Annotated in this window: 16 protein-coding genes; 12 read left to right on the forward strand and 4 right to left on the reverse strand. The window is 72.8% G+C overall.

The features are described 5' to 3' along the window. Positions 1-60: 60 nt before the first annotated feature. The 4 genes from ACFYOU_RS02070 (at position 61) to ACFYOU_RS02085 (ending at position 4,170) form a co-directional block, all read left to right on the forward strand. Positions 61-699 (forward strand): beta-glucanase, encoded by a 639-nt coding sequence (locus ACFYOU_RS02070; RefSeq protein ID WP_391303762.1) that lies wholly within the window; start codon positions 61-63, stop codon positions 697-699. 132 nt (positions 700-831) lie between these two features. After that, positions 832-1,845, forward strand: coding sequence for a deoxyribose-phosphate aldolase (deoC, locus tag ACFYOU_RS02075; protein ID WP_391303763.1), 1,014 nt, complete (start codon positions 832-834; stop codon positions 1,843-1,845). Positions 1,846-1,850: 5 nt separating this feature from the next. After that, positions 1,851-3,287, forward strand: coding sequence for an aldehyde dehydrogenase family protein (locus ACFYOU_RS02080; RefSeq protein WP_391302799.1), 1,437 nt, complete (start codon positions 1,851-1,853; stop codon positions 3,285-3,287). Beyond that, the gene (locus ACFYOU_RS02085) at positions 3,280-4,170 is read left to right on the forward strand and encodes an aldehyde dehydrogenase family protein (RefSeq protein ID WP_391302801.1); all 891 of its coding nucleotides are present in this window, start codon (positions 3,280-3,282) and stop codon (positions 4,168-4,170) included. The genes ACFYOU_RS02080 and ACFYOU_RS02085 overlap by 8 nt, the downstream gene beginning before the upstream one ends. 301 nt (positions 4,171-4,471) lie before the next feature. On the opposite strand, the gene ACFYOU_RS02090 is transcribed toward ACFYOU_RS02085, so the two are convergent. Beyond that, entirely contained in the window at positions 4,472-4,876 is a 405-nt protein-coding gene (locus ACFYOU_RS02090; protein WP_391302803.1) for a hypothetical protein, read from the reverse strand. A gap of 126 nt (positions 4,877-5,002) precedes the next feature. Here ACFYOU_RS02090 and ACFYOU_RS02095 point away from each other — a divergent pair, with 126 nt between their 5' ends. Continuing rightward, positions 5,003-5,641 carry a uridine kinase gene (locus tag ACFYOU_RS02095; protein WP_391302805.1) on the forward strand — a complete coding sequence of 213 codons (639 nt, stop codon included), beginning with the start codon at positions 5,003-5,005 and terminating at the stop codon, positions 5,639-5,641. Positions 5,642-5,968: 327 nt separating this feature from the next. On the opposite strand, the gene ACFYOU_RS02100 is transcribed toward ACFYOU_RS02095, so the two are convergent. Continuing rightward, positions 5,969-6,718 carry a SigE family RNA polymerase sigma factor gene (locus ACFYOU_RS02100; RefSeq protein ID WP_389761793.1) on the reverse strand — a complete coding sequence of 250 codons (750 nt, stop codon included), beginning with the start codon at positions 6,716-6,718 and terminating at the stop codon, positions 5,969-5,971. Between the two features lie 181 nt (positions 6,719-6,899). Between ACFYOU_RS02100 and afsQ1 the strand changes: the two genes are divergently transcribed. The 5 genes from afsQ1 (at position 6,900) to ACFYOU_RS02125 (ending at position 11,396) form a co-directional block, all read left to right on the forward strand. Continuing rightward, positions 6,900-7,577, forward strand: a complete 678-nt coding sequence (gene afsQ1, locus ACFYOU_RS02105; protein ID WP_385486319.1) for a two-component system response regulator AfsQ1 — start codon at positions 6,900-6,902, stop codon at positions 7,575-7,577. Further along, positions 7,574-9,340, forward strand: coding sequence for an ATP-binding protein (locus ACFYOU_RS02110; protein ID WP_391302808.1), 1,767 nt, complete (start codon positions 7,574-7,576; stop codon positions 9,338-9,340). The genes afsQ1 and ACFYOU_RS02110 overlap by 4 nt, the downstream gene beginning before the upstream one ends. Further along, positions 9,337-9,957, forward strand: coding sequence for a hypothetical protein (locus ACFYOU_RS02115; protein WP_391302810.1), 621 nt, complete (start codon positions 9,337-9,339; stop codon positions 9,955-9,957). Before ACFYOU_RS02110 ends, ACFYOU_RS02115 begins: the two co-directional genes overlap by 4 nt. Before the next feature lie 573 nt (positions 9,958-10,530). Next, the gene (locus ACFYOU_RS02120; protein ID WP_389762180.1) at positions 10,531-11,109 is read left to right on the forward strand and encodes a VanZ family protein; all 579 of its coding nucleotides are present in this window, start codon (positions 10,531-10,533) and stop codon (positions 11,107-11,109) included. 80 nt (positions 11,110-11,189) lie between these two features. After that, positions 11,190-11,396 carry a PspC domain-containing protein gene (locus ACFYOU_RS02125; RefSeq protein ID WP_387001327.1) on the forward strand — a complete coding sequence of 69 codons (207 nt, stop codon included), beginning with the start codon at positions 11,190-11,192 and terminating at the stop codon, positions 11,394-11,396. 67 nt (positions 11,397-11,463) lie between these two features. On the opposite strand, the gene ACFYOU_RS02130 is transcribed toward ACFYOU_RS02125, so the two are convergent. Continuing rightward, the gene (locus ACFYOU_RS02130) at positions 11,464-11,823 is read right to left on the reverse strand and encodes an ATP-binding protein (RefSeq protein ID WP_387011177.1); all 360 of its coding nucleotides are present in this window, start codon (positions 11,821-11,823) and stop codon (positions 11,464-11,466) included. A 160-nt stretch (positions 11,824-11,983) separates the two neighbouring features. Further along, the gene (locus ACFYOU_RS02135; protein ID WP_389761800.1) at positions 11,984-13,147 is read right to left on the reverse strand and encodes an adenosine deaminase; all 1,164 of its coding nucleotides are present in this window, start codon (positions 13,145-13,147) and stop codon (positions 11,984-11,986) included. 113 nt (positions 13,148-13,260) lie between these two features. Here ACFYOU_RS02135 and ACFYOU_RS02140 point away from each other — a divergent pair, with 113 nt between their 5' ends. Then, positions 13,261-14,010, forward strand: coding sequence for an alpha/beta hydrolase (locus tag ACFYOU_RS02140; protein WP_391302813.1), 750 nt, complete (start codon positions 13,261-13,263; stop codon positions 14,008-14,010). Positions 14,011-14,128: 118 nt separating this feature from the next. Next, entirely contained in the window at positions 14,129-14,722 is a 594-nt protein-coding gene (locus ACFYOU_RS02145; RefSeq protein ID WP_391302815.1) for a hypothetical protein, read from the forward strand. Positions 14,723-14,741 lie beyond the last annotated feature (19 nt).

Consider the following 14,741-nt stretch of genomic DNA (forward strand, 5'->3'; position numbering starts at 1 on the left):
CCCTCCGCACGGCCACGGGCCGACCGCGCCCGCCGCCAGCCCCCCACATCCGGCACCCCCGTGTTCACCGCCGACTTCACCTCCACCGCCCAGTGGGTGGCGGGCCGCTCCTGGGCGTATCCCGACGGCGGCCCCACCAACCCGGGCGACGACAAGCTCGACTACCTGGTCGCCGACCCCTCGTACAGCCGCACCGGCACCTTCCGGGCGACCCGCCGGCTGGAGGGCCTGTGGAACGCGGGGCTCCTGACCACCGAGGGCAGCGAGGAGGGCTTCACCGTCCGGGCCGGGGACGTGCTGGAGGCCCGGGTGCGCCTCCCGGTCGAGACGGGCGCCTGGCCCGCGATCTGGACCTGGCGCGACGGGGGCCAGGAGATCGACGTCTTCGAGTACCACCCCGACCACCCGGACCTGCTGGAGCTCTCCAACCGGGTGCGCGGCGGCTACCGCTACCACCGCGACCCCGCGATCGGGCCCGGCCGGTGGGTCGACCTGGTGGTGGAGTTCGGGAGCTGGTCGGTGGTGTGGTGGGTGAACGGGGAGCGCGCGTACACCGACCGGCGCGGGGTGGGGTGGCGGTGGTACGCCCACCTCATCGTGAACCTGTCCGTCTGTGCGGGCCGCTACCACCCGGCGCCGGACCCCGGAACCTCCGCGATGTCGTACGAGGTGGCCCACCTGCGGGTGTACCGCCCCTGAGCCGACGGCCCGGATCGGGCACGCCCCCGCCCCGATCCGGGTTCGTCCCGCACCGGACCGATCCCGTCCCCACGACCTTTACCTCCCGACCTGTACAGCTACTACGCGCGTAGATATGCTCAGCTCGTGACCATGCCCACGATTCCGCCGCCAGCGCCGACGGCCACCGGTCCCCTCAGCCCGGCCGGTCCTGCCGCCCGCACCCCGGACGACCACCCCCTCGCGCACGTCACCGCATCGGACACGGCCCTGCGCGGCTTCCTCCACGGCCTGCCCGGCGTGGACGCCGTGGGCCTCGAAGCCCGCGCCGCCGCCCTCGGCACCCGTTCGATCAAGACGACGGCGAAGGCGTACGCCATCGACCTGGCGATCTCGATGATCGACCTGACGACCCTGGAGGGCGCCGACACCCCGGGCAAGGTCCGGGCCCTCGGCGCGAAGGCGGCGCACCCGGACCCGACGGACCCCGCGACCCCGAAGGTCGCCGCGGTCTGCGTGTACCCGGACATGGTGGAGACCGCGAAGGCCGCCGTCGCGGGGACCGGGGTCAGGGTCGCCTCGGTGGCCACCGCCTTCCCGGCGGGCCGGGCCGCGCTCGACGTGAAGCTCGCCGACGTGCGCGACGCCGTCGCGGCGGGCGCCGACGAGATCGACATGGTCATCGACCGGGGCGCTTTCCTCGCCGGGCGCTACCTGAAGGTGTACGAGGAGATCCGCGCCGTGAAGGAGGCCAGCGGAGCCGCCCGGCTCAAGGTCATCTTCGAGACGGGCGAACTGTCGACGTACGACAACATCCGCCGCGCCTCCTGGCTCGGGATGCTCGCCGGCGCCGACTTCATCAAGACCTCGACCGGCAAGGTCGCCGTGAACGCCACCCCGCCGAACACCCTGCTGATGCTGGAGGCGGTCCGTGACTTCCGGGACCGCACCGGCGTCCAGGTCGGGGTGAAGCCCGCCGGGGGCATCCGCACCACGAAGGACGCGGTCAAGTTCCTGGTCCTGGTGAACGAGACGGTGGGCGGGGACTGGCTGGACAACGACTGGTTCCGGTTCGGCGCCTCGTCCCTGCTGAACGACCTGCTGATGCAGCGCCAGAAGCTGGCGACCGGCCGCTACTCCGGCCCCGACTACGTGACGGTGGACTGATCACGATGACAAGCATGTTCGCGTACGCGCCCGCGCCCGAGTCGCGCGCCGTCGTCGACCTCGCGCCCTCGTACGGCCTGTTCATCGACGGCGAGTTCGTCGACGCGGCGGACGGCCGGGTGTTCAAGAGCGTGTCGCCGTCCACGGAGGAAGTGCTCTCCGAAGTCGCGCGCGCCGGTGAGGCCGATGTGGAACGCGCCGTGCAGGCGGCCCGCAAGGCGTTCGGGAAATGGTCGGCGCTGCCGGGCGCCGAACGGGCGAAGTACCTGTTCCGGATCGCCCGGATCATCCAGGAGCGCAGCCGTGAGCTGGCGGTGCTGGAGACCCTCGACAACGGCAAGCCGATCCGCGAGACCCGCGACGCCGACTTGCCGCTGGTCGCCGCGCACTTCTTCTACTACGCCGGCTGGGCCGACAAGCTGGGCCACGCGGGCTACGGCCCCGACCCGCAGCCGCTGGGCGTCGCCGGCCAGGTCATCCCGTGGAACTTCCCGCTGCTGATGCTGGCGTGGAAGATCGCCCCGGCGCTCGCCACCGGCAACACGGTCGTCCTGAAGCCCGCCGAGACCACCCCGCTGTCGGCGCTGTTCTTCGCGGACATCTGCCGCCAGGCGGGCCTGCCCAAGGGCGTCGTCAACATCCTCCCCGGCTACGGGGACGCGGGCGCCGCACTGGTCGCGCACCCGGACGTGAACAAGGTCGCGTTCACCGGCTCCACGGGCGTCGGCAAGGAGATCGCCCGCACGGTCGCCGGCACCACCAAGAAGCTCACCCTGGAGCTGGGCGGCAAGGGCGCCAACATCGTCTTCGACGACGCCCCGATCGACCAAGCCGTCGAGGGCATCGTGAGCGGCATCTTCTTCAACCAGGGCCAGGTCTGCTGCGCGGGCTCCCGGCTGCTGGTGCAGGAGTCGGTGCACGACGAGGTGGTCGACGCGCTGAAGCGCCGGCTGACCACGCTGCGCCTGGGCGACCCGCTGGACAAGAACACCGACATCGGCGCGATCAACTCCGCCGAGCAGCTCGCCCGGATCAGCGCCCTGACCGAGCGCGGGGAGGCGGAGGGCGCCGAGCGCTGGACCGCGCCCTGCGAGCTGCCGTCCGCCGGCTACTGGTTCGCGCCGACCGTCTTCACGGGCGTGACCCAGGCCCACACCGTCGCCCGGGACGAGATCTTCGGCCCGGTCCTGTCGGTGCTGACCTTCCGCACCCCGGACGAGGCCGTCGCCAAGGCCAACAACACCCCGTACGGGCTCTCGGCCGGCATCTGGTCCGAGAAGGGCTCGCGCATCCTCGCCGTGGCGAACCGGCTGCGGGCCGGGGTCGTCTGGTCCAACACGTTCAACAAGTTCGACCCCACGTCGCCGTTCGGCGGTTACAAGGAGTCGGGCCACGGCCGCGAGGGCGGCCGTCATGGTCTGGAGGCGTACCTCGATGTCTGACAACGGCCGGCTGGGCGTCTTCAAAACCTACAAGCTGTTCGTGGGCGGCAAGTTCCCCCGCAGCGAGAGCGGACGGGTGTACGAGGTGACCGACTCGAAGGGCGCCTGGCTCGCGAACGCGCCGCGCGCGTCACGCAAGGACGCCCGGGACGCGGTGGTCGCCGCCCGCAAGGCGTTCGGACCGTGGTCGGGGGCGACCGCGTACAACCGGGGCCAGATCCTCTACCGGGTCGCCGAGATGCTGGAGGGCCGCCGGGAGCAGTTCGTCCGGGAGGTCGCCGAGGCGGAGGGCCTGTCCAAGTCGAAGGCCGGCGCCCGGGTGGACGCCGCGGTGGACCGCTGGGTCTGGTACGCGGGCTGGACCGACAAGATCGCCCAGGTGGCGGGGGGCGGCAACCCGGTCGCGGGCCCGTTCTTCAACCTGTCCTCGCCCGAACCGACGGGCGTGGTGGCCGTGCTGGCACCGCAGGACTCGTCGTTCCTGGGACTGGTGTCGGTGCTCGCCCCGGTCATCGCGACCGGCAACACCGCGGTGGTGGTCGCCAGCGAGCGGGCCCCGCTGCCCGCGCTGTCCCTGGGTGAGGTGCTGGCCACCTCCGACGTGCCCGGCGGCACGGTCAACGTGCTGTCCGGCGGGACGCGGGAGATCGCCGCCCCGCTCGCCGCCCACGCCGACGTCAACGCGATCGACCTGACGGGTGCGGACGGCGGGCTCGCGACGGAGTTGGAGGTCGCGGCGGCCGACAACCTCAAGCGGGTGCTGCGGCCCCGCGGCGAGGACTGGTCCGCCGACCCCGGCACCCGCCGGCTGACCGCGTTCCTGGAGACCAAGACCGTGTGGCACCCGACCGGTTCCCTCGGCGCGTCCGGCTCCTCCTACTGACCCGCCCCACCGCGCAGGGCCCGTGCGGCTGCGCGGTGGTTGCTCGCGCAGTTCCCCGCGCCCCTACCGGGGCGCCCTGGTGCAGGTGCGCTGCACTGCGCGGTGCGCTCCGGTTGGCCGCGGTCGCCCGCGGGTGCGCTGTGGTTGCTCGCGCAGTTCCCCGCGCCCCTGTCGGGGCACCCTGGTGCAGGTGCACTCCGCCTGCCACGGGCCGTAACCCACACGGGCCCCGATAGGGGCGCGGGGAACTGCGCAGAACCACCACGCACCCGCACGGGACAGCGCACCCGCAGGGTCGCGGTCAGCGTGTGAGCAGCCCGGTGACCTGACCGACGACCGGCAGGTCACTCAGCGAGTCGCCCCGGGACAACGGAGCCGTGAGCGCCGTCGTGGACAGCGGCTTGAAGTCCGCGACCTGGGTGCCGACCCCGTTGGCCAACGGATCGACCCCGGTCTTCGCGAGCGGGTTGACCTGGAGCGCGGTGAGCGGCCCCGTGACGTAGCCCACGGTGTCGGTGAGCGCCCCGGCGGCGGCCCGTGCGTCGAGCTCACCGACCGGAGTGGGCACGGCGCCGGGGGCCGCGGCGACGCTCGTCGCACCCGCGCCGCCCGCCAGGGCGACCGCGCCGAGCAGAAGGCCCGCGCGCAGCAGCGCCCGCGGGGTGGTGGGGGTCTGACGGGACGGATGGACCTGGTGACGCGCCATGAGTGCCGCCTGGGGTGCGAGATGCGTAATCAAGGACTCACGAAGCGTAGTTGAGTGGGCGGGCGGGCCGCAAAGTCGACCCGCGGGGGTCGGCCGGCGCCACCGGATGCCGCACACTGGACTCTCGTGAGTTCTCTTCCCGACATACCCCCGTCACCGGCCCGTGTGGTGCTGCTCACCGGGCCCTCCGGTTCCGGAAAGTCGTCGTTCGCCGAGCGCTGCGGGCTGCCCGTGCTGTGCCTCGACGACTTCTACAAGGAGATCGACGACCCCACCCTGCCGCTCGTCCCGGACACCTCCGACGTGGACTGGGACTCGCCCCGCTCCTGGGACGCCGACACGGCGCTGGCCGCGCTGACCGAACTGTGCACCACGGGACGGACCGGGGTGCCGGTGTACGACATCTCCACGAGTTCCCGTACCGGGGTCAAGGAGGTGGACCTGGCCGGGGCGCCGCTGGTCATCGCCGAGGGGATCTTCGCGGCGGAGATCGTCGGACGCTGTCGGGAACGGGGGCTCCTCGCGGACGCCATCTGTCTGCGGGGGCGCCCCGCGACCACGTTCCGACGCCGGCTGGTGCGGGACCTGCGGGAGTCCCGCAAGCCCGTCGGGTTCCTGTTGCGGCGGGGGTGGCGGCTGATGCGGTCCGAACGCGGGATCGTGGGGCGCCAGGTGCGCCTGGGGGCGCATGCCTGCGGGCCCTCGGAGGCCGCGGCCCGGGTGGCCGGGGCGCTCGGCGCGGACACTTCCGTACGGACCGGCTGACCTCCGCCGGACACACGGAAGAGCAGGACCGAAAAGACCCCCCGGCCTTCGGTCCTGCTCTCACGGCCCCGCGGTGCCACCCCCCGGTGGTTGCCGCTCTCCCGTTGGGGCCGTTCCCCCGTGTCCCACCCCCCGGTGGGTCTCTCCCCCGTGTACCCCCCGTTCACCCCGTGCCCCCCAGCACGGGAGGTCCGTCCCCCGACGGACCCGTACCACCGGCATCCCCCGCCGTGCGGCACTCCCTCGTCCCCCGTCGCTCCCGGACGCCCGGCGCCGGGGCCACCCCCACAGTGGCCCGGTGCCGCGTTCCGGCAGCCCCGGTCGCGGTCAGGCGACCAGTTCCCCGAAGGACTCCTCCTCGTCACGGCCGAAGCTGAGGACGTCGTCCTCGCGCAGCCGGCGCAGCGAGCGCCAGATGCTGGACTTCACCGTGCCGACGCTGATGCCGAGTATCTCCGCGATCTCCGGGTCGGTGCGGCCCTCGTAGTAGCGCAGGACCAGCATCGTCCGCTGGAGTTCGGGCAGCCGGGCGAGCGCCTGCCACAGGACCGCGCGCAGTTCCGTGCCGCGCATCGCGTCCGTGTCGCCGGCCGTCTCCGGCAGCTCCTCGGTCGGGTACTCGTTGAGCTTGCGCCGCCGCCACGCGCTGATGTGCAGGTTCGTCATGGTGCGGCGCAGGTAGCCGCCGACGGCGGCCTTGTCGCTGATCCTGTCCCAGGCCCGGTACGTGGAGAAGAGGGCGCTCTGGAGGAGGTCCTCCGCCTCGAAGCGGTCCCCGGTCAGGTGGTAGGCGGTGGCGTACAGGGAGGCCCGGCGTTCCTGTACGTAGGCGGTGAACGCCGCTTCGGCGTTCGCCTCCGGCCTGACCTGCCGCTCCCCCGCGGTCGGCGCGGTCGCGCCGCCCCCGTGCGGCGCGTCGACCACCGTCATGTACGCGGTGTGCTGATGACGCCCGGTGCCGCGAGCGCACCCCCGCCCGCTCACGGCACCGGACTTGTCGCTGGAACCGTTCCCCCGTCCGCCGTCGTGAAGACGCGTGACGACCGCGCTCGCGTTGATGCTGTGCAGCTTGTTCATCTCGCGCCCCCCGTCGGTGCCGATCCGTGTTCCTTGCGATGACGAGAATCCTGCCGGGGGCACTTCATGACGTTGTCCGCCGACTGTCACAGCACTGTCACAGGGGTCCGGACGGCACGGCGGGGACCGGCTCGGGCCCACCCGTCGAAAGCCCGTGGCGCCATGGGACAGAATGGCGTCCGTGCCTTCCCTGTTGCTGATCGAGGACGACGACGCCATCCGTACGGCCCTGGAGCTGTCGCTGACGCGCCAGGGGCACCGTGTGGCCACCGCTGCCACCGGCGAGGACGGCCTCCAACTGCTGCGTGAACAGCGGCCCGACCTGATCGTGCTGGACGTGATGCTGCCGGGCATCGACGGCTTCGAGGTGTGCCGTCGCATCCGCCGCACCGACCAGTTGCCGATCATCCTGCTGACCGCGCGCAACGACGACATCGACGTGGTCGTCGGGCTGGAGTCCGGCGCCGACGACTACGTGGTCAAACCCGTGCAGGGGCGGGTGCTGGACGCCCGCATCCGGGCCGTGCTGCGGCGCGGCGAGCGGGAGTCCACGGACTCGGCGACCTTCGGCAGCCTGGTCATCGACCGGGCGGCGATGACCGTCACCAAGAACGGCGAGGACCTCCAGCTGACCCCGACCGAGCTGCGGCTGCTGCTGGAGCTCAGCCGCCGGCCGGGCCAGGCGCTGTCGCGGCAGCAGCTGCTGCGGCTGGTCTGGGAGCACGACTACCTCGGGGACTCGCGGCTCGTCGACGCGTGCGTGCAGCGGCTGCGGGCGAAGGTGGAGGACGTCCCGTCCTCCCCGACGCTGATCCGCACGGTGCGCGGCGTGGGCTACCGGCTGGACACGCCTCAGTGACCGAGGAGCCCGGCGAGCGGGAGCGCACGGTCGATCGGGACGCCGCCCCCTCCCGCGGCGAGCGACGGGCGGCCCGCGGCTGGGCCAAGGCCCGGCGCGCGGCGTCGGCGTCGCTGCGGTTCACCAGTCTGCGGCTGCGACTGGTCCTGGTGTTCGGTCTGGTGGCGCTCACCGCGGCGGTGGCGGCGTCCGGCATCGCGTACTGGCTGAACCGCGAGGCGGTGCTCACCCGTGCCCAGGACGCTGCGCTCAACGACTTCCAGCAGGAGATGCGCAGCCGGGCGGGCATCCTGCCGGGCCGTCCCACCCAGAACCAACTCCAGGACACCGCCGGGCAGATGGCGACGAGCAGCCAGCGCTTCAGCGTGCTGCTGATGGCCGAGGGCGCGAACGGCTCCACCGTCATCGGCAACTCCGACCTGGACGCGTTCACCCTGGCCGACGTCCCGCGCTCGCTACGGGCCGCCGTGGACAAGCAGCAGCCGCTGACCTCCACCAACCGGTCCCCGTACCACCTGTACTGGCAGCGGATCACGGCCGACGACGACACCCCCTACCTGGTCGCCGGGACCCGGCTGATCGGCGGCGGGCCCACGGGCTACATGCTCAAGTCCCTGGAGCCGGAGGCCAAGGACCTCAATTCGCTGGCCTGGTCGCTGGGGATCGCGACGGGCCTGGCGCTGATCGGGGCGGCGCTGCTCGCCCAGGCCGCGGCGACGACGGTCCTCAAACCCGTGCACCGGCTGGGCGCCGCGGCGAAACGACTCGGCGAGGGCAAGCTCGACACCCGGCTGAGGGTGTCCGGTACGGACGAACTCGCCGAACTGTCGCGGACGTTCAACCAGGCGGCGCAGGCCCTGGAGAAGCGGGTCGCCGAGATGAGCGCCCGTGACGAGTCGTCCCGCCGGTTCGTGGCGGACATGTCCCACGAACTGCGCACCCCGCTGACCGCGATCACGGCCGTCACCGAGGTGCTGGAAGAGGAACTGGACGCGGAGACCGGCAGTGTGGACCCGATGATCGAGCCCGCGGTGCGCCTGGTGGTGAGCGAGACGCGACGGTTGAACGACCTGGTCGAGAACCTGATGGAGGTCACCCGCTTCGACGCGGGCACCGCCCGGCTCGTCCTGGACGACGTCGACATCGCGGACCAGATCACCGCCTGCATCGACGCCCGCGCCTGGCTGGACGCGGTGGACCTGGACGCCGAGCGCGGGATCATGGCCCGGGTCGACCCGCGGCGCCTCGACGTGATCCTCGCGAACCTCATCGGCAACGCCCTCAAGCACGGGGGTTCGCCGGTCCGGGTCGCGGTGCGCACGGAGGGCGGGGACCCGGTGGGCGGCTCCGCGGGTGCGGGGAGGCCGGCGGAGGCCGCGGGCCCGGTGGAGGCCCACCACGCGGTGGACGTGCACGACCCCGACGCCCCGGACGACCCCGACGGGTCGGAGGGCCCCGCGGTGCGCGAGGGGAACGTGCTGATCGAGGTGCGGGACCACGGGCCCGGCATCCCCCTCGACGTCCTGCCCCACGTGTTCGACCGCTTCTACAAGGCGAGCGCGTCCCGGCCGCGGTCCGAGGGCAGTGGTCTCGGACTGTCGATCGCACTGGAGAACGCCCACATCCACGGCGGGGAGATCACCGCCGCCAACTCGGACGAGGGGGGTGCGGTGTTCACCCTGCGGCTGCCGCGCGACGTCTCCGAGGCGGACCCGGCGCGTACCCCCGGGGTGCCCGGGGAGCGGCAGGGGGGTGTGCGGTGACGGCGCGGCGACGACGGCTGACCGCGGGGATCGCGATGTCCCTGCTGGGGCTGGTGGCCTCGGCGTGCGGCATCCGGCCCACGGAGGTGCCGACGGACTTCGGGCCCGCCCCGTCGCGGGAGCCGTGCGAGGTGTCGGAGCCCGCGACGAGCAAGCAGTCCACGGGCGGCGTCCCGGTCCGGGTGTTCCTGGTGTGCACGGCGGAACTCGTGCCGGTGGACCGGCGGGTGGAGCTGCCGGCGGAGCAGACCTCCGAGAAGGACCGCGGGCGGGTGGCGCGGGCGCTCCTCGACGAGTTGGGGCAGCAGGTGTCCCGGGCGGAGCGGCAGGCGGGGTACTCCACCGCCGTTCCGGACGGGGTGACCGTGTCCGGGCCGCGCGGTGGCGACCCCGACGACGCGTTGCGGCTCAGTGCGCCGGCGGAGGACCTGTCGCCGTTCGCGCTGGCGCAGCTCGTGTGCACGTTGGCGAACTCGGCGGCTGCGTCGCGGGACGGGCGGGTGATCCTGGGTGGGCCCGGGGTCGATCCGTTGCGTGCGTACGAGTGCACGCCTGAGGTTCGGGCGCGGCCCGGGGTGCACGAACCTCCCAGTACGGTTCTGACACGACTTCCCTGACGGGGGGTCCGGAGGGGGCGGGTGCGTTCCGCTTGCGCCGCGGTGCTCTGCGCGTGCGCTGCACGGTGCGCTGTGCAGGGGGTGCGGCCTGCGGACCGCGGTGCTCTGCGGGTGCGCTGTGGTTGCCCGCGCAGTTCCCCGCGCCCCTTGTCGGGGCGCCCTGCTGCGGGTGCGCTGCACGGTACGGTGCGCTGCGCTGGCCGCGTTGACCTGCGGGTACGTGGTGGTTGCCCGCGCAGTTCCCCGCGCCCCTATCGGGGCGCCCTGGCGCGGGTGTGCTGTACCTGGGCCGCGGTCGCCTGCGGGTACGGGCGCTCTGGTGCGGGTGTGCTGGGATTGCCGACGGCCGTGACCCGTTCGGGCCCCGATAAGGGGCGCGGGGAACTGCGCGAGAGCGACCGCGCACCCGCGCGGGACAGCGGACCCGAGCCGGGACGCGCCCCGATAGGGGCGCGGGGAACTGCGCGGGTGACCACGACGCACCCGCCACCCGGCGAAGGGGGTGACGGGGGCCACGGCGTGGGCGTCCCGCTCGACGGAACCGACGAGCGGGCAGGTGTCGTCCTTGGTTGCGTGCAGCGCAAAGGCTTCCACATCCGCGCGGCAGGGGGGACCCTCCTGCTGGCCCACCTCCTCCTCGTGGGGTGGGTCACGCTGCGCCCCCTCGACGTCCCCTGGGTCAGCGCACCGAACTTCCGCCCCCTCGCGGGCATCGAGGCGGACCTCGCGCTGGGCCCGCGAGCAGCACTGCGACGGATCGGCGAGGCACTGGCCCTGTTGGCTCCGCTGGGTGTGCTCCTCCCTGCCGTGGGTGGCAGGTTGAACGTTTCCCTTTGGGGGTCGCTGCTGCGGACGGTGACTGCGGCGGGGCTGCTGTCCCTGGGCATCGAGATGTTCCAGACGGGGGTTCCGGGCCAGGTCGTGGACGTCGACTCGCTCCTGTTGAACACGACGGGCGTCGCCCTGACGCACCTCGCCGTGGTGCCGGCCGTCCGGGCCGGGCTCCGTCGCCGTCGGGTCCGCCGGCCCCGTCAGGCGCCCGACCCCGCCCCGTCGACGTGCCGGGCGGAGCGACCCCCAGGGGTGACCCCGACGATTACCAGGGTCGGTATCGCCCCGCAGAGTGATGTTTTGCCCGCTTCCCGTCCGTAGCGTGGAGGACATCGGCCGCCAGGGTGGAGAGTCACCCGGCGCGCCGGCCCTGACCGTCACACCTCGTGAAGGAGCCCCCCATGACCGCCCTGGCCCGCCCCACCAACGGACGGATGATCGGCGGAGTGTGCGCGGCGCTGGCTCGGCGCTTCGGCACCTCCGCGATGACGATGCGCGTGTTCTTCGTGGTCTCGTGCCTGCTGCCCGGACCGCAGTTCCTGCTCTACCTGGCCCTGTGGTTCTTCCTGCCGAGCGAGAAGGCCGCCGCCGCCCGTACCTCCTGGTAGTCCCGTAGCGCACGACAAGGCCCGCCGACTCACCGGTCGGCGGGCCTCGTCGTGCGTGAGTGGGGGCTCAGCCCAGCGGGATCCCGTTGACCGGCAGGCCGCCGAGGAGGCCGCCGACCAGGGGCAGGCCCTTGGTCGGCAGGGCGCCGGTCAGGGCCTGGGTGATGGTCGGCCGGGCGGTGGTGGCCGTGGTGCCGAGGGCGGTCTTCGTGGCCTCCACGGAACGGGTGTCGGGCACGAGCTTGCCGGCGTCCGCGACGGGGAGGATCTTCGCGGCGTCGGCGAGCGGGAGGGTCCTGGCGACACCGCCCACGGCGGAGGTGGCGTCGGGTACCGCGGGCGCGGCGTTCGCGGCACCGGCGCCGACTGCGGCGAAGGCGGCACCGAGCGCGGCGACACCAAGGGTCTTGGCGGCAGACTGCTTCATGGAGAATTGCGTCCTTGCTGTTGAACGCGCTGTTGCGGGCGCGAAAGAGCGACATTTCCGAGACGAGCGGTCAAGAAACGTAGCCAGGGCGCAGGGTCGCCGCAAACACGCGCGGGCGGCCGGAGTGTTGGTTCACCCGGCCGCCCGCGCGGTGTGCTTCTCAGCCCTCGTGGACGAGGGAACCCCTGGTCGAAGCGGTCTGCTCGAAGAGCCACGCGGACTTCAACTCGGCGTATCCGGGCTTGATCACGTCGTTGATCATGGCGAGACGTTCATCGAAAGGAATGAACGCTGATTTCATCGCATTGACGGTGAACCACTGCATGTCGTCGAGCGAGTATCCGAACGTGTCGACCAGGTGCTCGAACTCGCGGCTCATGCTGGTGCCCGACATCAGTCGGTTGTCGGTGTTCACGGTCGCCCGGAAGTGCAGGCGGCGCAGCAGTCCGATGGGGTGCTCCGCGTAGGAGGCCGCGGCCGCCGTCTGGAGGTTGGAGGTCGGGCACAGCTCCAGCGGGATGCGCTTGTCGCGGACGTAGGAGGCGAGCCGGCCGAGCTTGACCGAACCGTCCTCGGCGACCTCGATGTCGTCGATGATCCGCACGCCGTGGCCGAGCCGGTCGGCGCCGCACCACTGGAGGGCCTGCCAGATGGAGGGCAGACCGAACGCCTCACCGGCGTGGATCGTGAAGTGGTTGTTCTCGCGCTTCAGGTACTCGAAGGCGTCGAGGTGCCGGGTGGGGGGGAACCCCGCTTCGGCGCCCGCGATGTCGAACCCGACGACGCCGAGGTCGCGGTAGCGGTTGGCGAGTTCGGCGATCTCCAGTGCGCGGGCCGCGTGGCGCATCGCGGTCAGCAGGGCGCCCACCCGGATGCGGTGGCCGTTCTCCCTGGCCCGGCGCTCGCCCTCGCGGAAGCCGTCGTTGACGGCTTCGACGACCTCTTCGAGGGTGAGGCCCTGCTCCAGGTGCTGCTCGGGCGCGTAGCGCACCTCGGCGTAGACGACGCCGTCCTCGGCGAGGTCCTCGGCGCACTCGGCGGCGACCCGGAACAGGGCCTCCTTGGTCTGCATGACGGCACAGGTGTGCGCGAAGGTCTCCAGGTACCGTTCCAGCGAACCGGAGTCGGCCGCCTCCCGGAACCAGACGCCGAGCTTGTCGGCGTCGGTCTCGGGGAGGGCGTCGTACCCGCTCTCGCGGGCGAGGTCGACCACGGTGCCGGGGCGCAGGCCGCCGTCCAGGTGGTCGTGCAGAAGGACCTTGGGAGCCCGGCGGATCTGGTCGGCGCTGGGGGGCTCGGGGTGCTGACTGGTCTGGCTCGTCATTTGCGCACTGTACCTCCTACGCGCGTAGATACCGAGAGGTGGCGTTCCGCCGATACGTAAAGGTGATCCCAAGGACGTGTGGCACGCACCACTACTTCTGGGAGTGTTCTGTCATGGGACTGGGAGCGGCTCAGGTGCGGGCGGCGCGGTTGGAGAAGGCGTGGGGCCCCGTGGGCGCGACGGTGAGCGGGGTCGTGCTGGTGCTGCCGGGGGGTGAGGAGACCTCCGAGCGGCGGCCCTCGCGGCTGACGGTGGGTTCCGCCCGGGGCCTGGGGCGGCACCTGGCCCGTCGCGGCCGGAGCAAGGGGCTCGTCACGCATGTGGTGCGCTACCGGGCGCGCGGCTGGAACGGGCCGCAGGCCCTGCTGGCCTCGGACGCCCAGTGGGCCGCCGACGAGGCCGTCCGGCGGTACGGGGATGTGCCCGTGTGCCTCGCCGGGGTCGGGATGGGCGGGCGGGCCGCGCTCCGGGCCGGTGGGCATCCGGCGGTGCACTCCGTGCTGGCGCTGGCGCCCTGGCTGCCCGAGGAGGGCGGGGCGGAGCCGCCGGAGCCGGTCAAGCAGCTGGCCGGCCGACGGGTGATGATCGTGCACGGCACGAAGGACGTACGGAACGATCCCGAGCTGTCGTTCCGGTTGGCGGCCCGGGCCAAGAAGGCCAACCGGGACATCTGCCGGTTCGAGGTGCACGCGGACGGGCACGGGTTGCGCCAGTACCAGGACGAGGTGCGGGCGCTGTCCGTGAACTTCGTCCTCGGCACGTTGTTCGGGGTGCGGTTCGCCCGGCCGGTGGCCGATGCGTTGGCCGCGCCGCCGCCGCTGGGGCTGCGGATGCCGTTGGCCTCCGGCTTCGGCGGCACGTAGCGCGGCGTGCGCCCCGTCGCGCGCCGGCTGCCCTCTTGCGGCGCCCTCCCCCTGAGCAGCACGGTTGCGGGGGACGCTGTTCGGCACCCGGGTGCCACGAGGGGGAGGGCGGTAGGCCATGGGATCGGTGTCACCTTGGGCCGGGGAGACCTTCGGCGACGCGGCGGAGCGGCTGACCGCCCTGGTCCCCGCCAGTCTGGCCCGGGCACACGCCCGAGCGCGTGACGGCCAGGCGGGCGTGCACACCCAGACGCTGGAGGCGTACGGACACGGGTTGTACGCCGCCCAGTACGAGGAGTTGGCCGTGGGCCTGGCCGACCTCCCGGACACCGTCCCCGTACGCCTCCAGGGGCGCACCCTGATGATCGTCCGCAATCAGGTGGTCTACCCGTACCGCTACGCGAAGAAGGACGTTCCGGTGACGGCCGCGCGGCTGCGCCGGGCCGTCGGATTCCGCGCCGACCTGATCCGCCGGCACGGACCGGAACCCCGGCAACAGGCGTTCGACCTGGGCCTCGACGAGCCCGCGGAGCCGGACGCGCACCCCGACCTGCGGCTGCTGCCGGCGGAGGTCGGCCTCGTGCTCGTCGCGTACGCCTGCTCCATGGCCGAGGGCGTCCTGCGCGTCGAGTGGGGCTCGGCCGAGCTGCGGACGGAGGACCGCTACCTGGCCTGGCACCACCACGAACCCCTGTCCCCCAGCGGCCGGTGACCTGATCGGCGCCGTGCCG

The sequence above is a fragment of the Streptomyces sp. NPDC005955 genome (assembly GCF_042871255.1).
GTDB lineage: Bacteria > Actinomycetota > Actinomycetes > Streptomycetales > Streptomycetaceae > Streptomyces.

What these genes read in the sequence shown, in the direction of transcription:
- ACFYOU_RS02125 (WP_387001327.1), top strand. Translation starts at nt 11,190, where the DNA reads ATGACCGCCCTGGCCCGCCCCACCAACGGACGGATGATCGGCGGAGTG.
- ACFYOU_RS02090 (WP_391302803.1), bottom strand. Translation starts at nt 4,876, where the DNA reads ATGGCGCGTCACCAGGTCCATCCGTCCCGTCAGACCCCCACCACCCCG.
- ACFYOU_RS02130 (WP_387011177.1), bottom strand. Translation starts at nt 11,823, where the DNA reads ATGAAGCAGTCTGCCGCCAAGACCCTTGGTGTCGCCGCGCTCGGTGCC.
- ACFYOU_RS02100 (WP_389761793.1), bottom strand. Translation starts at nt 6,718, where the DNA reads ATGAACAAGCTGCACAGCATCAACGCGAGCGCGGTCGTCACGCGTCTT.
- ACFYOU_RS02135 (WP_389761800.1), bottom strand. Translation starts at nt 13,147, where the DNA reads ATGACGAGCCAGACCAGTCAGCACCCCGAGCCCCCCAGCGCCGACCAG.
- ACFYOU_RS02140 (WP_391302813.1), top strand. Translation starts at nt 13,261, where the DNA reads ATGGGACTGGGAGCGGCTCAGGTGCGGGCGGCGCGGTTGGAGAAGGCG.
- ACFYOU_RS02145 (WP_391302815.1), top strand. Translation starts at nt 14,129, where the DNA reads ATGGGATCGGTGTCACCTTGGGCCGGGGAGACCTTCGGCGACGCGGCG.
- ACFYOU_RS02080 (WP_391302799.1), top strand. Translation starts at nt 1,851, where the DNA reads ATGACAAGCATGTTCGCGTACGCGCCCGCGCCCGAGTCGCGCGCCGTC.
- deoC (WP_391303763.1), top strand. Translation starts at nt 832, where the DNA reads ATGCCCACGATTCCGCCGCCAGCGCCGACGGCCACCGGTCCCCTCAGC.
- ACFYOU_RS02085 (WP_391302801.1), top strand. Translation starts at nt 3,280, where the DNA reads ATGTCTGACAACGGCCGGCTGGGCGTCTTCAAAACCTACAAGCTGTTC.